This window comes from Lacihabitans sp. CS3-21, assembly GCF_024343675.1.
Lineage (GTDB): Bacteria > Bacteroidota > Bacteroidia > Cytophagales > Spirosomataceae > Leadbetterella.
The window spans coordinates 78,126-96,243 of record NZ_RJUD01000008.1 but is presented as its reverse complement, the minus strand read 5'-3'; the positions used below and the strand labels follow the sequence as shown (position 1 = coordinate 96,243).

At 35.1% G+C, this 18,118-nt stretch carries 14 protein-coding genes; 6 read left to right on the top strand and 8 right to left on the bottom strand.

What is annotated here, in order from left to right; all coding sequences use genetic code 11:
• Positions 1–72 precede the first annotated feature (72 nt).
• The 3 genes from EGI24_RS07190 to EGI24_RS07180 all read right to left on the bottom strand — a co-directional run bounded on the left by EGI24_RS07190 (position 73) and on the right by EGI24_RS07180 (position 2,282).
• Positions 73–567 (bottom strand): DinB family protein, encoded by a 495-nt coding sequence (locus EGI24_RS07190; protein WP_255047686.1) that lies wholly within the window; start codon positions 565–567, stop codon positions 73–75.
• A gap of 301 nt (positions 568–868) precedes the next feature.
• Positions 869–1,345 (bottom strand): YdeI/OmpD-associated family protein, encoded by a 477-nt coding sequence (locus tag EGI24_RS07185; protein ID WP_255047685.1) that lies wholly within the window; start codon positions 1,343–1,345, stop codon positions 869–871.
• On the bottom strand, positions 1,323–2,282 hold the full coding sequence (locus tag EGI24_RS07180; RefSeq protein ID WP_255047684.1) for a YafY family protein: 960 nt from the start codon (positions 2,280–2,282) through the stop codon (positions 1,323–1,325). The genes EGI24_RS07185 and EGI24_RS07180 overlap by 23 nt, the downstream gene beginning before the upstream one ends.
• 195 nt (positions 2,283–2,477) lie before the next feature.
• Between EGI24_RS07180 and xylA the strand changes: the two genes are divergently transcribed.
• The 5 genes from xylA to EGI24_RS07155 all read left to right on the top strand — a co-directional run bounded on the left by xylA (position 2,478) and on the right by EGI24_RS07155 (position 14,280).
• Positions 2,478–3,818 carry a xylose isomerase gene (gene xylA / locus EGI24_RS07175; RefSeq protein ID WP_255047683.1) on the top strand — a complete coding sequence of 447 codons (1,341 nt, stop codon included), beginning with the start codon at positions 2,478–2,480 and terminating at the stop codon, positions 3,816–3,818.
• Positions 3,819–4,054: 236 nt separating this feature from the next.
• A complete protein-coding gene (locus tag EGI24_RS07170) occupies positions 4,055–6,772 on the top strand; it encodes a CotH kinase family protein (protein ID WP_255047682.1) in 2,718 nt (905 codons plus the stop codon).
• 97 nt (positions 6,773–6,869) lie between these two features.
• Positions 6,870–11,663: a translocation/assembly module TamB domain-containing protein gene (locus tag EGI24_RS07165; protein WP_255047681.1), complete on the top strand. Its 4,794-nt coding sequence runs from the start codon at positions 6,870–6,872 to the stop codon at positions 11,661–11,663.
• The gene (locus EGI24_RS07160) at positions 11,660–13,996 is read left to right on the top strand and encodes a BamA/TamA family outer membrane protein (protein ID WP_255047680.1); all 2,337 of its coding nucleotides are present in this window, start codon (positions 11,660–11,662) and stop codon (positions 13,994–13,996) included. Before EGI24_RS07165 ends, EGI24_RS07160 begins: the two co-directional genes overlap by 4 nt.
• Before the next feature lie 50 nt (positions 13,997–14,046).
• The gene (locus tag EGI24_RS07155) at positions 14,047–14,280 is read left to right on the top strand and encodes a hypothetical protein (protein WP_255047679.1); all 234 of its coding nucleotides are present in this window, start codon (positions 14,047–14,049) and stop codon (positions 14,278–14,280) included.
• A 5-nt stretch (positions 14,281–14,285) separates the two neighbouring features.
• Here EGI24_RS07155 and EGI24_RS07150 read toward each other — a convergent pair whose 3' ends face one another.
• Genes EGI24_RS07150 through rsmG form a run of 5 tightly spaced genes read right to left on the bottom strand, consistent with a single transcriptional unit; the run spans position 14,286 to position 16,736 of the window.
• Positions 14,286–14,636 (bottom strand): hypothetical protein, encoded by a 351-nt coding sequence (locus tag EGI24_RS07150; RefSeq protein WP_255047678.1) that lies wholly within the window; start codon positions 14,634–14,636, stop codon positions 14,286–14,288.
• A 26-nt stretch (positions 14,637–14,662) separates the two neighbouring features.
• Positions 14,663–15,004, bottom strand: coding sequence for a hypothetical protein (locus EGI24_RS07145; RefSeq protein ID WP_255047677.1), 342 nt, complete (start codon positions 15,002–15,004; stop codon positions 14,663–14,665).
• A gap of 35 nt (positions 15,005–15,039) precedes the next feature.
• On the bottom strand, positions 15,040–15,375 hold the full coding sequence (locus EGI24_RS07140; protein WP_255047676.1) for a hypothetical protein: 336 nt from the start codon (positions 15,373–15,375) through the stop codon (positions 15,040–15,042).
• A 45-nt stretch (positions 15,376–15,420) separates the two neighbouring features.
• Entirely contained in the window at positions 15,421–16,113 is a 693-nt protein-coding gene (locus EGI24_RS07135; protein ID WP_255047675.1) for a M10 family metallopeptidase domain-containing protein, read from the bottom strand.
• A gap of 2 nt (positions 16,114–16,115) precedes the next feature.
• Positions 16,116–16,736: a 16S rRNA (guanine(527)-N(7))-methyltransferase RsmG gene (rsmG, locus tag EGI24_RS07130; RefSeq protein ID WP_255047744.1), complete on the bottom strand. Its 621-nt coding sequence runs from the start codon at positions 16,734–16,736 to the stop codon at positions 16,116–16,118.
• Positions 16,737–17,040: 304 nt separating this feature from the next.
• Between rsmG and aroB the strand changes: the two genes are divergently transcribed.
• The gene (gene aroB / locus EGI24_RS07125; RefSeq protein ID WP_255047674.1) at positions 17,041–18,069 is read left to right on the top strand and encodes a 3-dehydroquinate synthase; all 1,029 of its coding nucleotides are present in this window, start codon (positions 17,041–17,043) and stop codon (positions 18,067–18,069) included.
• Positions 18,070–18,118 lie beyond the last annotated feature (49 nt).

Here is an 18,118-nt window from a genome sequence, read left to right as displayed (position 1 = left end):
AAAAACAGGCCTGAATTTTAGATTTTGTCTAATTCAGGCCTGTTTTGACAAGAGTTTGGTTAACTGTAAATTCTACATCTCGTCAGCACTTGGGCCATAAGGGCCTGGGACAGGGATACCTAGCAAGCGTAAACAAACTTGAAGCTGAGCTCGGTGATGAGCATTTTGTCCCATAGCGTGCCGGAAAGTTTCCCATTTTTCTAACGTGAGCCAAACTTGATCTCCAGAACACATCACCCAAGGATTTTGCAAAATGTCGTCTGTTGATTCATCAAGAGCAATTCTTGCCTCTGCAATGCAATCATCAAAACAGGCTAATAACTCTTCTGTATTGTTGCAATTGGCAGCCTTATAGGGTGAGTTTCCAAAATCCCACTTGTCATGTTTTAGGCCCATCACTATCATGAGCGGAATCTCAGCCAAGTGAGTGGCTAATGTTTTAATGTTCATGCTTTTTGGATGTGGTCTCCAATCCATTTTATCTGTTGGTACTATTTCCAACATTCTGCGTGTTTGGATGGCTTCTGCCTCCAATTCTTTCTTAAAAGCTTCAATAAATGAGATCATGATTTGATTGTTTTGATTTACGATTTTAGATTGATCCGATTTACGTCTCGATAATTATCGAGAGATTCGATTTTGATCCGAATTTCTTATGAAGCAAAACTAATTATGTGAAATGACAGCCCTATGTCAGTAGTGTTTGAAATTTATTAATTCTAGAGGATTGAAATTTGGATAGAAAACTATTATTATAAAATAAAACTTCCCTAATAACTAATAACTAATAACTAATAACTAATAACTAATAACCAATAACTAATAACCAATAACCAATAACCAATAACTAATAACGAATTGCGAATAACTAAATATCATACATTCTTTTTCCTTCCATCAATCTATCTATCATTTTATTGATTCTATTAACTTTGGTGTCGAGGTTTTTAGCTTCGGCTATCCATTCAATGTAATATTTTTTATTGCTTTCAGTCATATTGTTAAAGAATTCTAGAGCTTTTGGGAAATCTTCCAGACATTCCATTATTTCCAGTGGTACTATTAGATCGCTTTTGTCCAAGTAGATGCAAACATCTACAACATCGCCTTCCTTTATATTGTATTTTTTTCTTAGTTCTACTTTTAGGGGCAACATATAAAGGCCGTTTTTCATAGATGCTATCTTATATTGTTCTATTTCAGCTCCGTTTACGGTGCCTTTCACTTTCACCCAAAGCGAATTTCCTTTCTCAGAAGGAGTGTATTCCAAAACCACGTAAGTCCAGCCGCCTTTTCCTGGGTATTTCTGCACTTTTACTTTTTTATTGATGATCGGCTTTTCCATGCAGTCTGGTTTTTACATTTTCTACTTTTTCGAGTACCATTTCTTTGAGTATTGCTGGCTCCAGAATATCAGACTCTCCACCAATTAACATATACCAATGCGAAAATCCATTTAGATTAGAAGAAAGAAAAGTCATTTCTATTTGATTTCCAACTTGCTTTTCAGACACAAATCCCATATAGAAATGTTGATTTCCCAAATAGTGATAAGCGTTTTTGTCTATTCTCACAGTAATCTTGGTCAAAAGATGCTCTTTGGCCGTTTGTTTCAGAAAGGAAGTAAAAGTTGGATGTTTTTGATCAAATCTTTTGCTTTGTTTTTCCATTTCGCGAATTCTATCCAGTCTGAAGTTCCGGTAATCTTTCCGCATCTGGCACCATGCTATCAGATACCAATATTGAGACTGATTGTAAAGTCCAATGGGTTCAATATTTCTTGAGTTTTCTTCGTATTGTTGAGCACTGAAATATCTAATTTTTAGAATATTTTTATCTATAATGGCTTGTAATATTTCACCGATTTTGACATCCGAAGTATTCGGAACATATTGGTTTTCTACTACACTGATGTATTGATTGGCATCATCTAAGAGTTCTTTTTCTTGATGACCCAACACCGACTTTATTTTGTATAGTCCTGATTCAAAGTTTTTTCTGGTTTGTGTATTTCCAATTTTAGCCAAAATTTTATCTGCTGTAAAGAAAGCAACTGCCTCATCTGTAGTAAACTGAACTGGCGGAAGTCTGTATTCTTTCATTAAAGAATATCCAATTCCAGCTTCGCTCATAATCGGTACTCCCGCAAGTTCTAAGGTGCGAATATCTCTATAAACAGTTCTCAAGCTTATTTCAAATCGTTCGGCTATTTCTTGAGCTTTTACAATTCTTTTAGATTGAAGTTGAATTAAAATTGCTGTCAATCGGTCGAGACGATTCATATAAGATTTTAATATAATATCTGTTCAAAATTAAAACTATTTGATTCCTTTTCAATTATTTTAAATGGCTAAATATTTTAGTAATTATTTTTTAAAAAAATTAATTAATATTATTTTGAAACAATTATTTTTAATTGTACTTTTGACACTTAATAAGAAAAATTTATATTTTTACTTCAAAACGCAATAAAACCTATGTCAAAATTAACAGTTACTTTAGGCGATAAGGAATATTTTCCATTTATAAAAGAACCTATAAAGTTTGAAGGAAGAGAGTCGGACAATCCACTTGCTTTCAAATTTTATGATGAAAACAGACTTGTAGGAGGTAAAACTATGCGTGAGCATTTACGTTTTGCGGTTTCTTACTGGCATACATTCTGTGGTACAGGTGGTGATCCGTTTGGTCCAGGTACCAAAGTATTTCCGTGGGATGCCAATGCCAATGCACTTCAAGCTGCACACGACAAAATGGATGCTGCATTCGAATTTTTTACAAAACTAGGAACTGAATTTTGGTGTTTTCACGATGTCGATATGTCTCCAGAAGGAAACTCTTTGGCAGAATATGAAAGTAATTTGGCCAAAATCGTAGAATACGCAAAAGCTAAGCAAAAGGCCTCAGGAGCTCAATTGCTTTGGGGAACTGCTAATTTGTTTTCGAATCCGAGATATATGAATGGGGCTTCTACCAATCCTAACTTTGATGTAGTGGCTCACGCGGGTTTTCAAGTTAAAAGCTGTATCGACGCAACCATTGCATTGGGTGGAATGGGTTATACATTTTGGGGAGGAAGAGAAGGATACATGTCGCTTTTGAATACCAAAACCAAGAAAGAACTGGATCATTTAGGACAGTTTTTAAGAACAGCTAGAGATTACGGTCGCAAAAATGGATTTACAGGTACTTTCTACATTGAACCTAAGCCAGCTGAGCCTTCTAAGCATCAGTATGATTTTGATGCTCAGACGGTTATTGGTTTCTTGAGAGCACAAGGATTAGAAAAAGATTTCGGTTTAAATATTGAAGTAAACCATGCTACATTGGCTGGGCATACTTTTGCTCATGAGCTCCAAATGGCTGCTGATGCAGGTATGTTGTCTTCAATTGATGCCAACCGTGGTGACTACCAAAATGGATGGGATACAGATCAGTTTCCAGTTGATGTTTTCGAATTGACTGAAGCCATGCTGATTATATTAGAAACAGATGGTTTTAAACATGGTGGTATAAATTTCGATGCCAAAACAAGAAGAAATTCTACGGATCTCGAAGATATATTTATAGCTCACATAGGTGGTATGGACGTGTTTGCTCGTGCTCTTCTGGTTGCCAACGACATTCTTACCAAATCGCCTTACAAAAAGTTGCGTGACGACCGCTACGCATCTTTTAATACTGGCAATGGGGCGAGATATGAGAAAGGAGAATTGAGCCTTGAAGACTTGGCAAAAATAGCCAAAGAGGTAGGTGAACCAGCTCAAATATCAGGTAAGCAAGAGCTCATGGAAATGATTATCAATCAGTATATATAAGCCTTTTTAATTGTTTATTCAGCATAAAATGTAGACAGTCAGCTCATTATGGGTTGGCTGTTTTTTGTTATTCATTCGTATTTTAATTTGCATGAAATAAAATTTTAGAATTTCTCGCAAATGTTTATGATGCATTTTTTACCTTTACACCGTAATTCTACAAAATAACCTTATACTACCATCTTGAAATATATTTCGTAATTAAAATTTTCTAAAAATTCGAAAAAATATTTACAATGATTGGGACAAAAAAAATATACCAGACAATCCTGTTTGCTCTTTTTGCCGTTACATTATCTTCTGGGCAAATCAAGATAAACGAAGTTTTAGCCAATAATCAGGGAGTACGCAATAATCCTGCTTATCAGTTCGAGGATTGGATAGAACTCTATAATTCAAGCGACCAGGAAGTGGACATTGCTGGAATGGGTATATCTGACGATAATTCTATCAAGTTTATATTCCCAAATACAGGTCTAAAAATTCCAGCAAAAGGGTTTTTGTTGTTCATTGCAAGTGGCAATGTTTCTGCTGGGCCTAGACATTTAAATTTCAGCCTCGATGATGATGGTGAAACCATCAAATTGTTTTCGGCTTCGGGCAGTGTTTCGGATAAGTTTGAATATCCCGCACTCAGGAAAAATATTTCCTATGGTAGAATTTCAAATGGAGCTAGGCGATTGAGATACTTTTCAGAACCTAGCCCTGAAGCGAGCAATAGTGAGCAAACTCCAGCTAAGAAAATTTCGAAAGCTCCTAAGTTTTCAAAAGAAGGAGGTTTTAATTCTAGTTCTTTTGGCTTGAAAATTTCACGTTTTTTAAGCAATGCGGACATTTATTATACGCTCGACGGATCCGAACCTTCTCCAAATAACACCGCCGGAGTTAAGTATGAATTCAAAAAGAATTATCAAGAGAATCCGGGTGACCCAGTTGTAAATCAAAAGTTCAGTGACCAAAAGCAAAGTTTTCTGTATGAAAACAAACTTGAAATATCGGAAGCAAATTTAGGTAAAAATAGATACAGTTTGATTCCAAGTACCTTTGACCGATCAGCCACTTATTTGCCGCGTGTAGAAATTCCTAAGGCTCAAGTTGTTAGAGCTATTTCAGTCAAAAAGGGTAAACTACCCAGTGAAATTGTAAGCAATACCTACTTTTTTGAAACCACGAAAAAGAGCCCTTACACATTTCCGATTGTATCCTTGGCATTTAATCCTGATGAATTATTTGATTATGAAAGAGGTATGTACGTGGCAGGTAGTACTTTTGATAATTTTAGGAGATCTTCATTCGAAGTCACTGCTCTCTGTACCATTGGTAATTATACTAATCGTTCCTCTCTTTGGGAGAAAGACGCCAGTTTTGAGTTTTTCGAAAATTCAGTTCAAAAGATTTCGCAACCCATAACGGGAAGAATTCATGGCGGATGTAGCAGGTCGTTTCCCTACAAATCTTTCAAGCTATTTTCCGAAGATAATTTTGACAAATATGATCTTATTAGAAAAGAAAAAACCACCAATCAAGGTAGTTTAGTGCTTCGTAATAGCGGAAATGATTATAATGGAACTTTGTTTAAAGACGTTTTTATTCACCAAATGGTTAAGGATTTGAAAATTCCGATTCAGGAATTTAGGCCGAGCATTGTATATATCAATGGGGAATATTGGGGAATTCATAACCTAAGAGATAGGGTAGATAACGATTACCTCAACAAAGTTTATGGCGTAGATAAGGGCAATGTGGACATGATAAAAGTGGTTTTTGACGGCCCTGAAGAGTTGGAATATGGCGATATTACAGCCTATAATGAGATGAAGACTTTTTTCAAAGGTAACAATTTTAAGGATGCATCAAATTTTGAAAAAGCCAAGTTGTTGATAGACATGGAAAATTTTATCGACTTCCAAATAGCACACATATTTGTAGGTAATATTGACTGGCCTCAAAATAATGTAAGACTTTGGCGTGTGAAAACCAATAAATCTGACAGTCCTCCAAATGATGGTAAATGGCGTTGGGTGTTTTTTGATGCAGATCGTTCATTAGGTGAAACGGTGAATGTTTCCCATAACAATTTAGCCGATGCAATAAATAGGTCAGAGAATTTTATTTTTAATAAACTCCTTCAAAATCAAACATTTAAGAAACAATTTATTGAAAGGTTTTCGGAATTGTTAGATAAAAATTTCAAATATGAAAATAGCTCAAAGGTTTTCTTAGACATTAAGAAACTGTATGAACCAGAAATGGAAAAACATTTATCAAGGTGGAATATCATTCAATCAAAAACAGCTTGGGAGCAAAATTGTCAAGTTGTTTTGGATTACTTAAAAATGAGACCAAATATAATTAGAGCACAGTTGAAATCTGAATTGGGAACAAATTTCAATGAAGTTAAAATTTTGAATCCGTTTGTGGCTGAGCTTTCAATTGATAATAAATTAGAAAATCGATCTTTTAGCGTTTTCAAAGAAGATAATAGCCTATTAAACATCAAACCTTTAGATGCTGAATCTAAAAAATTCTCTTACTGGATGATTGGTCAAAAGCAATTTTTTGAAACAGAATTGCAAGTAAATATAACTTCAGACACTACTATTTCGGCCATTTATGAAACCATTGCCCATAAAAGTGATGAGCAATTAATTGAAAAAGTAGAAACTACTCCAATTCGTTTTTTTGAAATTTCTAGAGGGATTTCGCCCAACGATGATTTGAAAAATGAAAAATTCGAATTGCGAATGTTGGAAAATGCAGAGCTGGAATATCTAAAAATATTTGATAAAAATGGCCTCGAAAAACCGCATAGGATTCAAAATTCTGAGGATCTAGGTAAAATGAATATTGTTTTTGATAATATCAATAATATAAAATCAGGTACCTATTTCTATGTACTTAAGTTGAGAAATCAGGATAATATATTTTGCGATTTTCTTACGGTAGCAAATTGATGACGAAAATATAAAATTAGATTCAGCTAAATGCCTGTTTGTAGCGTTATAAATAGGCATATTAGCTTATTTTTGTAGTAAGATTCCCAATTCACATATGGCCCAAGTGGTTTTAAAACGTACTTTAAAAACTCTTGCAATATTAATATTTATATTGTTGGCATTGGCTGTGGGTTTGATTTTATATTTCAATTCAAAACCTGGACAAAAAAGGTTAAGTGATTTTGTTACGAATTTTCTTTCCGAAAGACTTCAAACACCTGTTACAGGAAATATATCTTATGGTTTTCCTGACTGGGTAAATATTGAAAACCTGCTCATAAGAGACCAAAGTCTTGATACTTTATTGTCTGCCAAGCGTGCTTATATCGATGTAGATATGTTGGCTTATCTGGATAATAATCTGAAAATTAATAAATTAGAACTAGAAGGCTCGCTTTTAAATATTTATAAACGCGACTCGGTCTTTAATTATGAATATGCACTAATTGCTTTTTCCTCAAAAGGACCTAAAGACACGACGGCCATTCCTGTTAAGTATGCTCTAGAGACTTTATTGGCAAAAAATTTAAGAGTAAAGTATTCAGACAAAAAGGCCATTCAAGAATTAGAAGCTGTTTTTGGGGATTTGAATACGGGTTTTTCTAAGATTGAACTCCATAAAAATCAGTTTTTTCTTAAAAATACTTCAGTCAAAAATGTATTTCTGACTGCCAATTTTGGTAAATCAGAATCGAAGCCTTCTAAGTCCAACGGATCAAGTGTTTTTCCTGATATTCAGATTAAGGAATTTAGCTCTGAAAATTTCAACTGGGATTTGACTTTTGGGAGTTCCAAGACCAAAGGGAGTAAATTTAATTTGGCAGTAGTGTTAGATAAAATAGATTTACCTAAAAGTGAAGTTTCGGTGAATTCTTTGGCCGTAAATGGCAATAGAATAACAATTTTAGATACAAAATCTCCCAAAAGTGTGGTTGGTCAAATTAATTTCCAAGACCTGAATTTATCTGACTTGGTTTTTAAGGCCTCAAAAATTAAGTACAATAAAGCAAATCTTGAGGGGGAGATTTCTAAACTAATGGCCAAAGAAAAATCAGGTTTTGAAATAAAGGAATTAACAGCTAAATCGGTTTATAGAAACCAAAGGCTGGTTTTATCTGATCTTATTTTAAAAACGAACAATTCAGCTTTGGAGGCTAGCGGTGAAGTTGAACTCAATAAGGCTAATTTGGCTAAAAGCGTTTTTGCTTTCAAGTTGATCTCTAGTAGTTTATCTGCATCTGATGCTTTGTTTTTTAATACAAATATTTCAAAAAATGCCTATTTAAAGAATATTTCAAAAGATAAAATTATTCTAAGTGGGGGTATTGCTGGTGATATTTCTTCGGTAAAGCTAGATAAAATATTTCTTCGAGGAATTCAAAATTCGAGCTTGGCTTTTTCTGGTAGCATAAAGAATTTTAGTGATCCCTTTTTTGATTTAAATATCTCTAAATTGGTTTCATCTAAGGCAGACATTGAACGAATTGTCCCTTCTGGTGTTTTGCCCGAGAACATTAATATCCCCAACGATTTTGTTCTGAGTGGTACTGTGAAGGGCAAAGTTGCAGACTTTGTTTCTAATCTTTCTATTACTTCTGAGCAAGGATTTGCACAATTAAACAGCCACCTCATCAATAAATCGGGAGGTTTGGTTTATTCTGGGAAATTGAATACCAAAGGGTATAAAGTAGGCGAATTAATCAAAAATCCTGCTTTGGGAGCCATAAGCTCCGAAATAGAATTCAAAGGCTCGGGTACTGACCTAAAAACCGCAAACGTTGTGCTTTCTGGAAATATTTCAGAAGCTTTTTATGAAGGTAAAAAATACCAGAATATTGCGTTTTCAGGGGACTTGAAAAAACAGATGTTAGATACAAAAATTACTGTTAATGACCCAAGTGCTAGCTTTAAATGGGATGGCATTGTGGATTTGTCAAAACCTCAAATTCAGCTTGAGGGTACCACAAAGTTGGATTTTGTGAACCTTCAAAAACTCGGAATTACCAAGGAGAATATCGAAATCAAAGGCGATATTGCCTTAAATAACATTGTTTTGGACCCCAAGTCGCCATTTATAGACTTTAAAGGTAAAAACATTAATGTTTATAAAGACGATAAATTATTTCCCATTGGGGACATAACCGTTTTAACATCCTCCACAGAAACGAGTAAAAAACTGGAGGTAACCACATCTTTTTTAGACCTTTCTTTGGCGGGAAATTTTAACTACAATCAGCTACAAACCATTATGCTGAATGAAATCAATAATTATTTCAACCTGATTAATTTTAAAGCTCCACCCACACAAGAGTCCTATAATTTTAAGTTAGACGGCAAAGTTTCTTATGATCCTGTTTTTAGTGCTTTTTTGCCTGCTATAAAATCATTTTCTGACGTGGTTGTTCATGCAACTCTGCAAAGCGAAGGCAACATTCCGATATCAGGAAATGTAATAATTCCATTTTTGCAATACGACTCTATTAAGGTTTACAATACTGTTTTTGACTATGTAGGCGACCGAAAAGCCTTAAAATATCAGTTGAATACCAAGCAAATTACCAATAATAACTTAAGAATCAGAAATGCGAGTTTGGTGGGTAAACTTGAAAACAACATAGGAAGCTTTGACCTTTCTGTAAAAGATTCTGTGGATAATGACATACATTCGCTCACAGGCTCTGTTCAAAGTGTAAATAATCAACTCCAAATCAGTTTTGATGAGGACGGCAGCATGCTTTATTATGAGCCTTGGGCTGGTAATCCTTACGGAAATATAAGCTATAGCTCTGCAGGCTTTCTTGTCAATGATGTGATATTCACGTCAAAAGACCAGATATTGAGGCTTAACAGTCTTAGCGATAAGCCTAACGGTCCGCTCAATGTTTTTTCGCAAAACATTGACCTCAACTTCCTTGCTCAGGCATTTTTGCAAGACTCCTCATTTGTGGCAGGTTATGCAGATCTTGATCTAGAAATATTAAACTATATGGAAGGCAATCCGTCTTTTGTCGGAGATGTTTTGGTGACTGAATTTGAGTTAAATAAAACCAAATTAGGAACCTTGGAAGGCAAAGCGGAAAGCAATTCTATGGAGCAAATCCGCCTTACGGCTACGCTAAAAGGTGAGACGACAGATTTGGACATCAAAGGTTATTATTATCCAAAGAAAAAAGAATCATTAGACTTTAAAGTAGATATAAAAAATGTCGATTTGGTGGCCATTCAATATTTTGTGAAAGATAACATAACGAGCATAAATGGCAATCTTTTGGGTGAATTTACTGTAAAAGGCTCTACCGAAAAACCAAATATTGAAGGAGAAGTAACTTTTGGTAAGTTCGAATTTATACTGGTAGAGACAGGTGCCAAGTTGAAACTGAACAAGCAAAAATTGCTTTTTGAAAACCAAAATGTTGTTTTAAACCATATAAGCTTGGAAGACGAAAACAACCAAAAGATGGATGTTGACGGTAAAATAAACTTGGGATTTCTTCCCGACTACAGCTATGATTTAGCCATAAAAACCCAAGATTTTAAGCTCATTAATGCCAAAAAAGGGCAAAATGATTTGTTCTATGGGGTTGGATATCTAGGTGGTGATTTACTTTTGAACGGAAGAAACCTTGATTTTAGATTAACAGGAGACGTTGAGGTAAAAGATAAAACTGACATCACACTTTTACTGTCTGACGAAACCAATGCCACCACAGAACTCGAGAATGTTGTAAAGTTTGTTGATTTTAATAATCCAGAAACACGAAAAATTGAGAACAAAAAGAGTGTTCTGAACTATGCAAATGCAGTAAACATTAACGTAGATGTGCCTTCAAAAGCTACCTTGAAGATACTTATGGACCCTATTACTGGAGATTTGATGAGTGTTAATGGAAAAGGAAAACTCAATGTGGGTTTTGATAATACGGGTGATTTGTTTATTTTGGGTAGATATGATATTGATAATGGAAAGTATGATTTAACCTATCAGGCGATCAGAAAGGCTTTTACAATTAATTCTAACAGTAATAGTTATATTGTGTGGTCTGGTGATCCCATGTCTGCAAACCTAGATATCACGGCAGAGTATAATGCAGGTAAAAAAAATCTATCCTCTTACCCATTTAGCGATACACAAATTACCGAAAGGCTAAAAAATCTAAGATTAAATGTACCTATGAGGGTAGATTTAAGAGTTTTGGGTATATTATCCTCGCCTGACATCAAATTTGAATTGGTGACCAAAGCTTCTGATGTGGGTGATGTGAAAAACGATTTATCAAATGAAGGATTTAGAATTATTGCTGACAATGGAACAAAATCTAACAACGATGAAGAATTTAGGAGACATCAAGAAAATATCAGCAGAAATGCCATCATGCTTTTGGTAGGCGGAGGGTTTAATGCAAGTCAAATTGGTGAGAATTTGACCAATGTAGAGAATATCGCCAGACAAAAGGTTAGTGACTTGATTTCTAGTCAATTAGATAATTATGCTTCTGGGCTCATCAAAGGTATTGATTTGGATTTGGGCCTGCAGTCAGGATATAATTCTTTAAATGATGAGCGAAATACAAATCTAAATCTTGGAGTAAGTAAAAAACTGGCGAACGACAGGATATCAATTTCGGTAGGTAAAAACTTCGAGCTAGAAAACAAGGACTTGAAATCAGACGAGATTTTCGACAACATTGAGGCCAATTGGCAAGTAACCAAAGATGGCAGATACAGGGTGAAGGTTTTTAGGAAAAATCTCACCCAAATGGTTATTGAAGGTTCAGTAGTAGAAACTGGGGTGGGTTTTATTTTCGCCATAGATTACGACACTTGGAAGGAATTGATGAAACGCAAATGAAGTTTATAAAATACATATCGGTTTTAGGCTTGTTGGGCATTGCGGTGAGTTCATGTAAGGTAGCTTCCAAACTCCCTGCAGGTGAAAAACTGTATGCTGGTGCCACGATAAAGATTATAAAAAATGATAGTCTTGATTCTGAAAAAATTCCCGCACTCAAAGAGCAGCTACTTTCGTTTACACGACCTTTGCCCAATACTACGCTTCCGCTGCCTTTTTTGAGTAAATACCCCTATAAAGTAGGTTTTTATTATTTCTTTGGTAATTCTGAAGGTAAAGGGAAATTTAAACTTTGGTACAATTTTAAAGAATGGCTGAAGAAAAAATTAACAGAAGAGCCTGTTTTTATCAATCGGGTTTTGGTTGAAAAAAACGCAGAAAATCTTGAATCAATTCTAAAGTCTAAAGGATATTTTCATGCCAATGTTGACTGGAAATTGGAGGAAAAGAAAGCTTTGGCGTCTGCCGAATATACCGCCACGCTTAACCGTCGTTTCGGTATTGATTCTATTATTATCGTAAAAGGAGACAGTAAATTTGAACAAGATTTTGAAATAGCCTCGGCAAAGTTTAAGCCTGGAGATTACTTTGATTTAAGTTCATTGAAGCAATCTCGAATTGAAATGGACAGGGAATTAAGAAACGAAGGGTATTTTTATTTCAAGCCTGATTACATTGGTATAGAGGCCGATACCACCATTAAACCACAAATGGTTGTACTAAAAGTTGGTCCAAAACCAGACATTTCCGAACAAGCGAAAAGGCGTTATCAGATCAATGACATTTATGTAAATATCGATACCAAAACCGACATACTTTCGAATACCAATCCCAATTCTCTCGATTTTTTTAGGGGATTAATACTCGATGATCCTACCAAAAAGTACAAGGAAGATATTTTTTCTGATGCCATTGCCTTCCGTCCAGGTACATTTTTTAACTCTGACTTACAGTCTATTACCAATAATCGTTTGATAGGGTTGTCCAATTTTAAGTTCATCAAAAGTCATTTTGAAGTAGTTAATCGTCTGGATTCCACCTTGATAGATGTTTATTATAATCTACAAACAAACAAAAAGAAATCGCTCAGAATTGAGGCCAACGCCATTACCCGTTCGAGCGGATTGGCAGGTTCGCAGTTGAGTGTTAACTGGCAGAATATCAATACTTTTAAGCGTGGGGAGTTTTTTAAGTTGTCGACCAATGCCAATTTTGAGATACAAATCGGGGGCAATAAAAGTAGTGAATACCGCGACAACTATCGTGTGGGTGCCGATGCCCAGTTTAATATTCCTCGTTTTGTGGCTCCGTTCATCAAAATTGACCCTGAAGAAAGCAAGGTTTTGCCCAAAACACAAATAAAACTGGGCTATGAAAGTTTTATAAAAACTGGCCTTTATAATTTAAATTCTGCAGGTGGATCACTCAACTATGTTTGGACTCGAGGCAAAGGAATAGAACATTCGCTTCGCCCAATCGGAGTAAATCTCGTTAAGTCCTCAAACATTAGCACTGTATTTATTGAAGAAATTTTTGCGGATCCGAGGCTACTGATAATCCTCGAAAATCAATTTATTGTAGGCGGAGGTTATGAAATTTCGGTAAATCCCAAGCAATATAAAAAGACTAACTTTTCTTACAGAGGCAGTTTTGATTTTGCTGGAAATGTTTTTGGTTTATATGATAAAATAAGGAATGATCCAGAAAAAACCGGGCGAGTTTTTGGAGAATATTTCTCTCAATTTGTAAGATTAGAAAACGACATTAGATTTAAGTATGATGTAAATCCCACTATTTCTTGGGCAAATAGGGCCATTGTCGGACTAGGAGTACCGTATGGCAATTCGTTACAGTTGCCATTCGTAAATCAATTTTTTGTAGGTGGAAACAATTCTTTGAGGGCATTTAGAGCCAGAGGTGTAGGGCCAGGAACTTACGCCAGAACGGGTACTTTGGCGGAGCAATTTCTGGGTAATAACACAGGTGACGTAAAACTTGAACTGAATACTGAAGTACGTTTTAAATTTAATAGTTTCCTAAATACGGCCGTATTTGTAGATGCGGGCAATGTGTGGATGTACAAAGATGAGTATATTTATGGTGATGGAGCATTGTTTAGCAAAAACTTTTATAAAGAATTGGCAGTCGGCACGGGGCTTGGTTTTCGTTTTGATTTTTCTTTTATAATTTTCCGTATTGATGTAGCTACACCAGTTGTAAAACCTTGGTTGCCAGTTGGCGACAGGTGGGTTCTCAAAGATATTAGCCTAGGCAATAAGGCTTGGCGAAAAGAAAATGTAGTATGGAATTTTGCAGTTGGATTGCCATTTTAGAATATTTTACGAATAGATTCGTTATCGGGTTAAAACAATAACAAACCATAATGAAATACGCTTTAGTGTTATCCGTAGTAATTTTCTTTTCAAATCTATCTCAGGCTCAAAAAGTCACCTATTCTTCTTCAAAAAAATACCAAAATATTAGATTAGGTGTTAAGTATCCTACAATCGTAAAAAAAGTAGAGAGCAAAGATTCTGATGTAGTTGCTTTTGTTCAGATGCCCTTTATCAATACGAAAAAGGTAACTTATGGATCTCTTATCAGTGTAGCGAAATAGCCCAATTAATGACTTTCAGTTACTTCGTTGTATTCCTTATCGGATTTTCGAATTCTATACCAATCGTATATGGTCTTTATGATTAATGAACCCCATACAATGTAACCGATTTTTGGTTTTAATGCATGACTCTTGGGTGCGATGAAATACACCACAATAAGCACTAAAATATTGATAAATAAATATTTAAAAAAAGACTTCACTTTTTCTTTCTTGAAGTTTTTATAACTTTCTGTCGCTATTTTAAGAGCATCCTCAGGATAAAATCTATCCAATAATTCCTCACGAACAGCCCTATAAGTTTGCCCTTCCATAAGTTTTTTAGTTTCTACTCTTATGATATTATCGAATTCCATTTTACGAGATCAGGGAAATTTTAATACTACAAATTGGGAAATTCTACAAGAAATTTTTCAAACTGGCTTTCTGTAAGTACAGATTTTAATTCTTGATGAAACTTCTCTTTGGTGCTTGATAGTTTGTCTGTTTCGTTGTTCTCACGCAATCTTTTTAATATCTTATAGTTAACCACATTAATCATCAATATTTTATCCTCTTGAGGAGTATCTAGATTGAGTTTGGTTTTCATTTTTGTAGTTAGTTCCCTAGCTTCTGTTTCAGGGCTATACTCCACAGCTTTTGGCACACTTGAAGTCGGGGTAGCACTTGGAACGCAAGAAACAATTCCTGCTAATAGAATTAAACCAACAATAATATTTTTCATGAGATATAAATTTTAATCAATGTACAAAATCGTAACTACAAATTCCCAAATTGGTCTAAAAACTTACTATATTGTTCTGGGTTTAATACTTCCTTTATCTCCATTCTATATTTTTCATATGTCAATGGTATTTGGCTGGTTTGATTGCTTTCTGTCAATTTTTTCAAAAGGCTAAAGTTTACTACGTTTATTAAAAGAACTTTTTCCTCTTGTGCAGCATTTAAACCCAAAACATTTTTCATTTCGGTAGTCCTTTTTCTTGCTTGTATTTCAGGGCTTACACTGGTCTGATTGTTTGTGTTACTACTCGGTGATGTACTGACACAAGAAGTCATTAAAAAGAAAATGAAAAGAACTATTAAGTTTTTCATAAGATAAGCTTTTGTCTTTAGACCAATTTGGTATTTAAAAGTTTGTTATTCAATTGTTAAGTCTTGATTTAATGTTACAGGTCTAGCTACTTCATCAAATAGTTGATTCGTGAGTTTTCCAATTTTTACATTTTCTGTACTTTCAGGATTTAGATTTTTTAAAACTTGTAGTACCTCACCAGCCCTTACGCGTCTAAAAATCGGTCGCATAGTTCCGCCAATAGTACCAGCTTCGGCTAAAGGATTCCATTGGAAATCAGCATCCACAAGCGTACCCCGCGGTGCCATAATGGGCGGGTTGCCTGAAAATCTAAAATCGAGTTGATCAGGATGTGGCAAGCCTAAAGCATGGCCAAATTCGTGTGCGGCGGTGGTACTTTCTCCGAGCTGGTCGGAAATGAGCCAGTGGCCAGAGTTTTCACCCAATCCAAAGCCCATCATGGAGCGTTCAGCAATGTTTTTGTCCTCAATTCTTATAAAATTAACAGCATAATCTGTATTGTTCAGAACCTTCAACAGAACTTCAGAATTACTTAAACATTCAAATTTTATATCAAAAACAATATCAAAAAGCCGGGAGCCAAGCTGTAGTTTCGCACTTGGCTCATTCCACATCTGGTTTATTTCCCAAACAATTTTATGAGCTAAATCATCGCTGGCATATTTTCCGTAAAAAACCAATTCGGCCTCTATGGTAATTTGTGAAGTGTCAGAATTTATTGTGGCTATTGCTGACATAATCAGAAAGGTAGATAAACCACTTTTTTCGTTTCGAAAAATTCTTCTTCATAGAAACTTGGCAAATCGTACATCGTATATTTTCTTTTGGCTTCAGCCAATTCTTCCTCCAAATCGCCACCTTTGAGGTAAAGAATGCCGTTATCCAATGGATTGAAATGGTTTTTGTTGAATTTGTGTTTGATCCAATCAACAAAAGGAGCCATTCTTGTAACAGCTCGACTTACCACAAAATCATAGGTTCCATGAATGTTTTCAGCTCTCTGGTGTTCCGCTTTCACGTTTTTTAGACCTAAAGCGTTGGCCACTTCGGTCACTACTTTTATCTTTTTGCCTATTGAATCTACCAAATGGAAGTTACAGTTTGGAAACATAATGGCCAATGGAATTCCTGGAAAACCGCCTCCAGTGCCCACATCTAAGATGTCGGTGTCGTCCACAAAACTGCAAACTTTGGCAATTCCCAAGGAGTGCAAAACGTGTTTTTCGTAAAGATGTTCCATGTCCTTTCTGGAAATAACGTTGATTTGTCCATTCCAAAGTTCATAAAGCTCACCCAAACGCCCAAATTGCTCTTTCTGAGTTTCTGTGAGATCAGGAAAGTATTTTAAAATAATATCTATGCTGTCCAAAAGTGTATTTTTTTTACAAAGATAAAATAAATTAATAATCTAGATTTTTGGAATTGACTAAAATTAGCGATTTGTTTGCCCCAATTCGAAATAGTTTTTACAAACTTTTGTAGTTTTTACTTTTTAATATTCCATAGTGAGAATTGATTGCAGGAGGTACTCTTTTTCCATTGTTTCACTTTAGGTTCATAAAGGGTATCTTTAGTTTATTCAATTATTTGTTGTTTGTAATTTTGGCTATTGAAATCAGCTTTGTAACAAAAATAGCCTTAATTTTGCTGCAAAATATAACACGATGTCAGTAATCATTAGCCCAATCTCAGATAGTCTTTCTCAGTTTTTTGCACAGAATTCATACTCAAAAGTGATGGTATTGGTGGATAATCATACCAAAAAAAACTGCTATCCATTAGTAAAGGACAATCTTCCAGCTCATAAAGTGATTACCATCAAGGCAGGTGAGCATTTTAAAAACTTGGACACTTGCCAACAGATATGGGAAGAAATGACACAAAATGAGCTAGATCGACATGCTCTTTTGATTAATCTTGGCGGCGGGGTAATAGGCGATATGGGAGGTTTTTGTGCGGCTACATATAAACGTGGGATAGATTTTATTCAAATACCTACCACGTTACTTTCGCAAGTTGATGCCAGCGTTGGTGGAAAATTAGGTATTGATTTTAAAGGTTTTAAAAACCATATTGGTGTTTTTACACTTCCAAAAACGGTTTTTATAGACGATACTTTTTTGAAAACTCTTCCACATAACGAGATTCGATCGGGATTTGCGGAAATAATAAAACACTGTTTGATTAGAGATAGAAACAAATGGAATGAAATAAAGACTATTGATCTTGAAAATCAGAATTTGGCGGATTTGATTCAACATTCTGTAGAAATAAAGAAACAAGTCGTTGCTGAAGATCCAACCGAGAAAGGTTTACGAAAAATATTGAACTTTGGACACACTTTGGGGCATGCCATTGAAACATTTTATCTTGACAAAGGCAAAGATAGATTGCTCCACGGTGAGGCGATTGCTGCAGGAATGATAGCAGAGGCATATATTTCTTTTGTCAAAAAACTCATTGATGAGCCAACTTTATTACAAATAGAAGAGTTTATTTTTGCCGTGTACGGAAGTGTTAAAATTAGAAAAGAAGACATGGAGGCCATAGTAAAACTGACGCTTCAAGATAAAAAAAATATTGGGAATGTGGTAAAAGCCTCCTTACTAGATGGCATTGGCTCATGTCAATTTGATGTGGCCATTAACAAGTCAGAAATGCTGAAAGCCTTGAATTATTATTGCGGCTACTAAAACCTTTTCGGGCATAGACTTGCATTTTGGAATTCTTTTTGCAAAATTT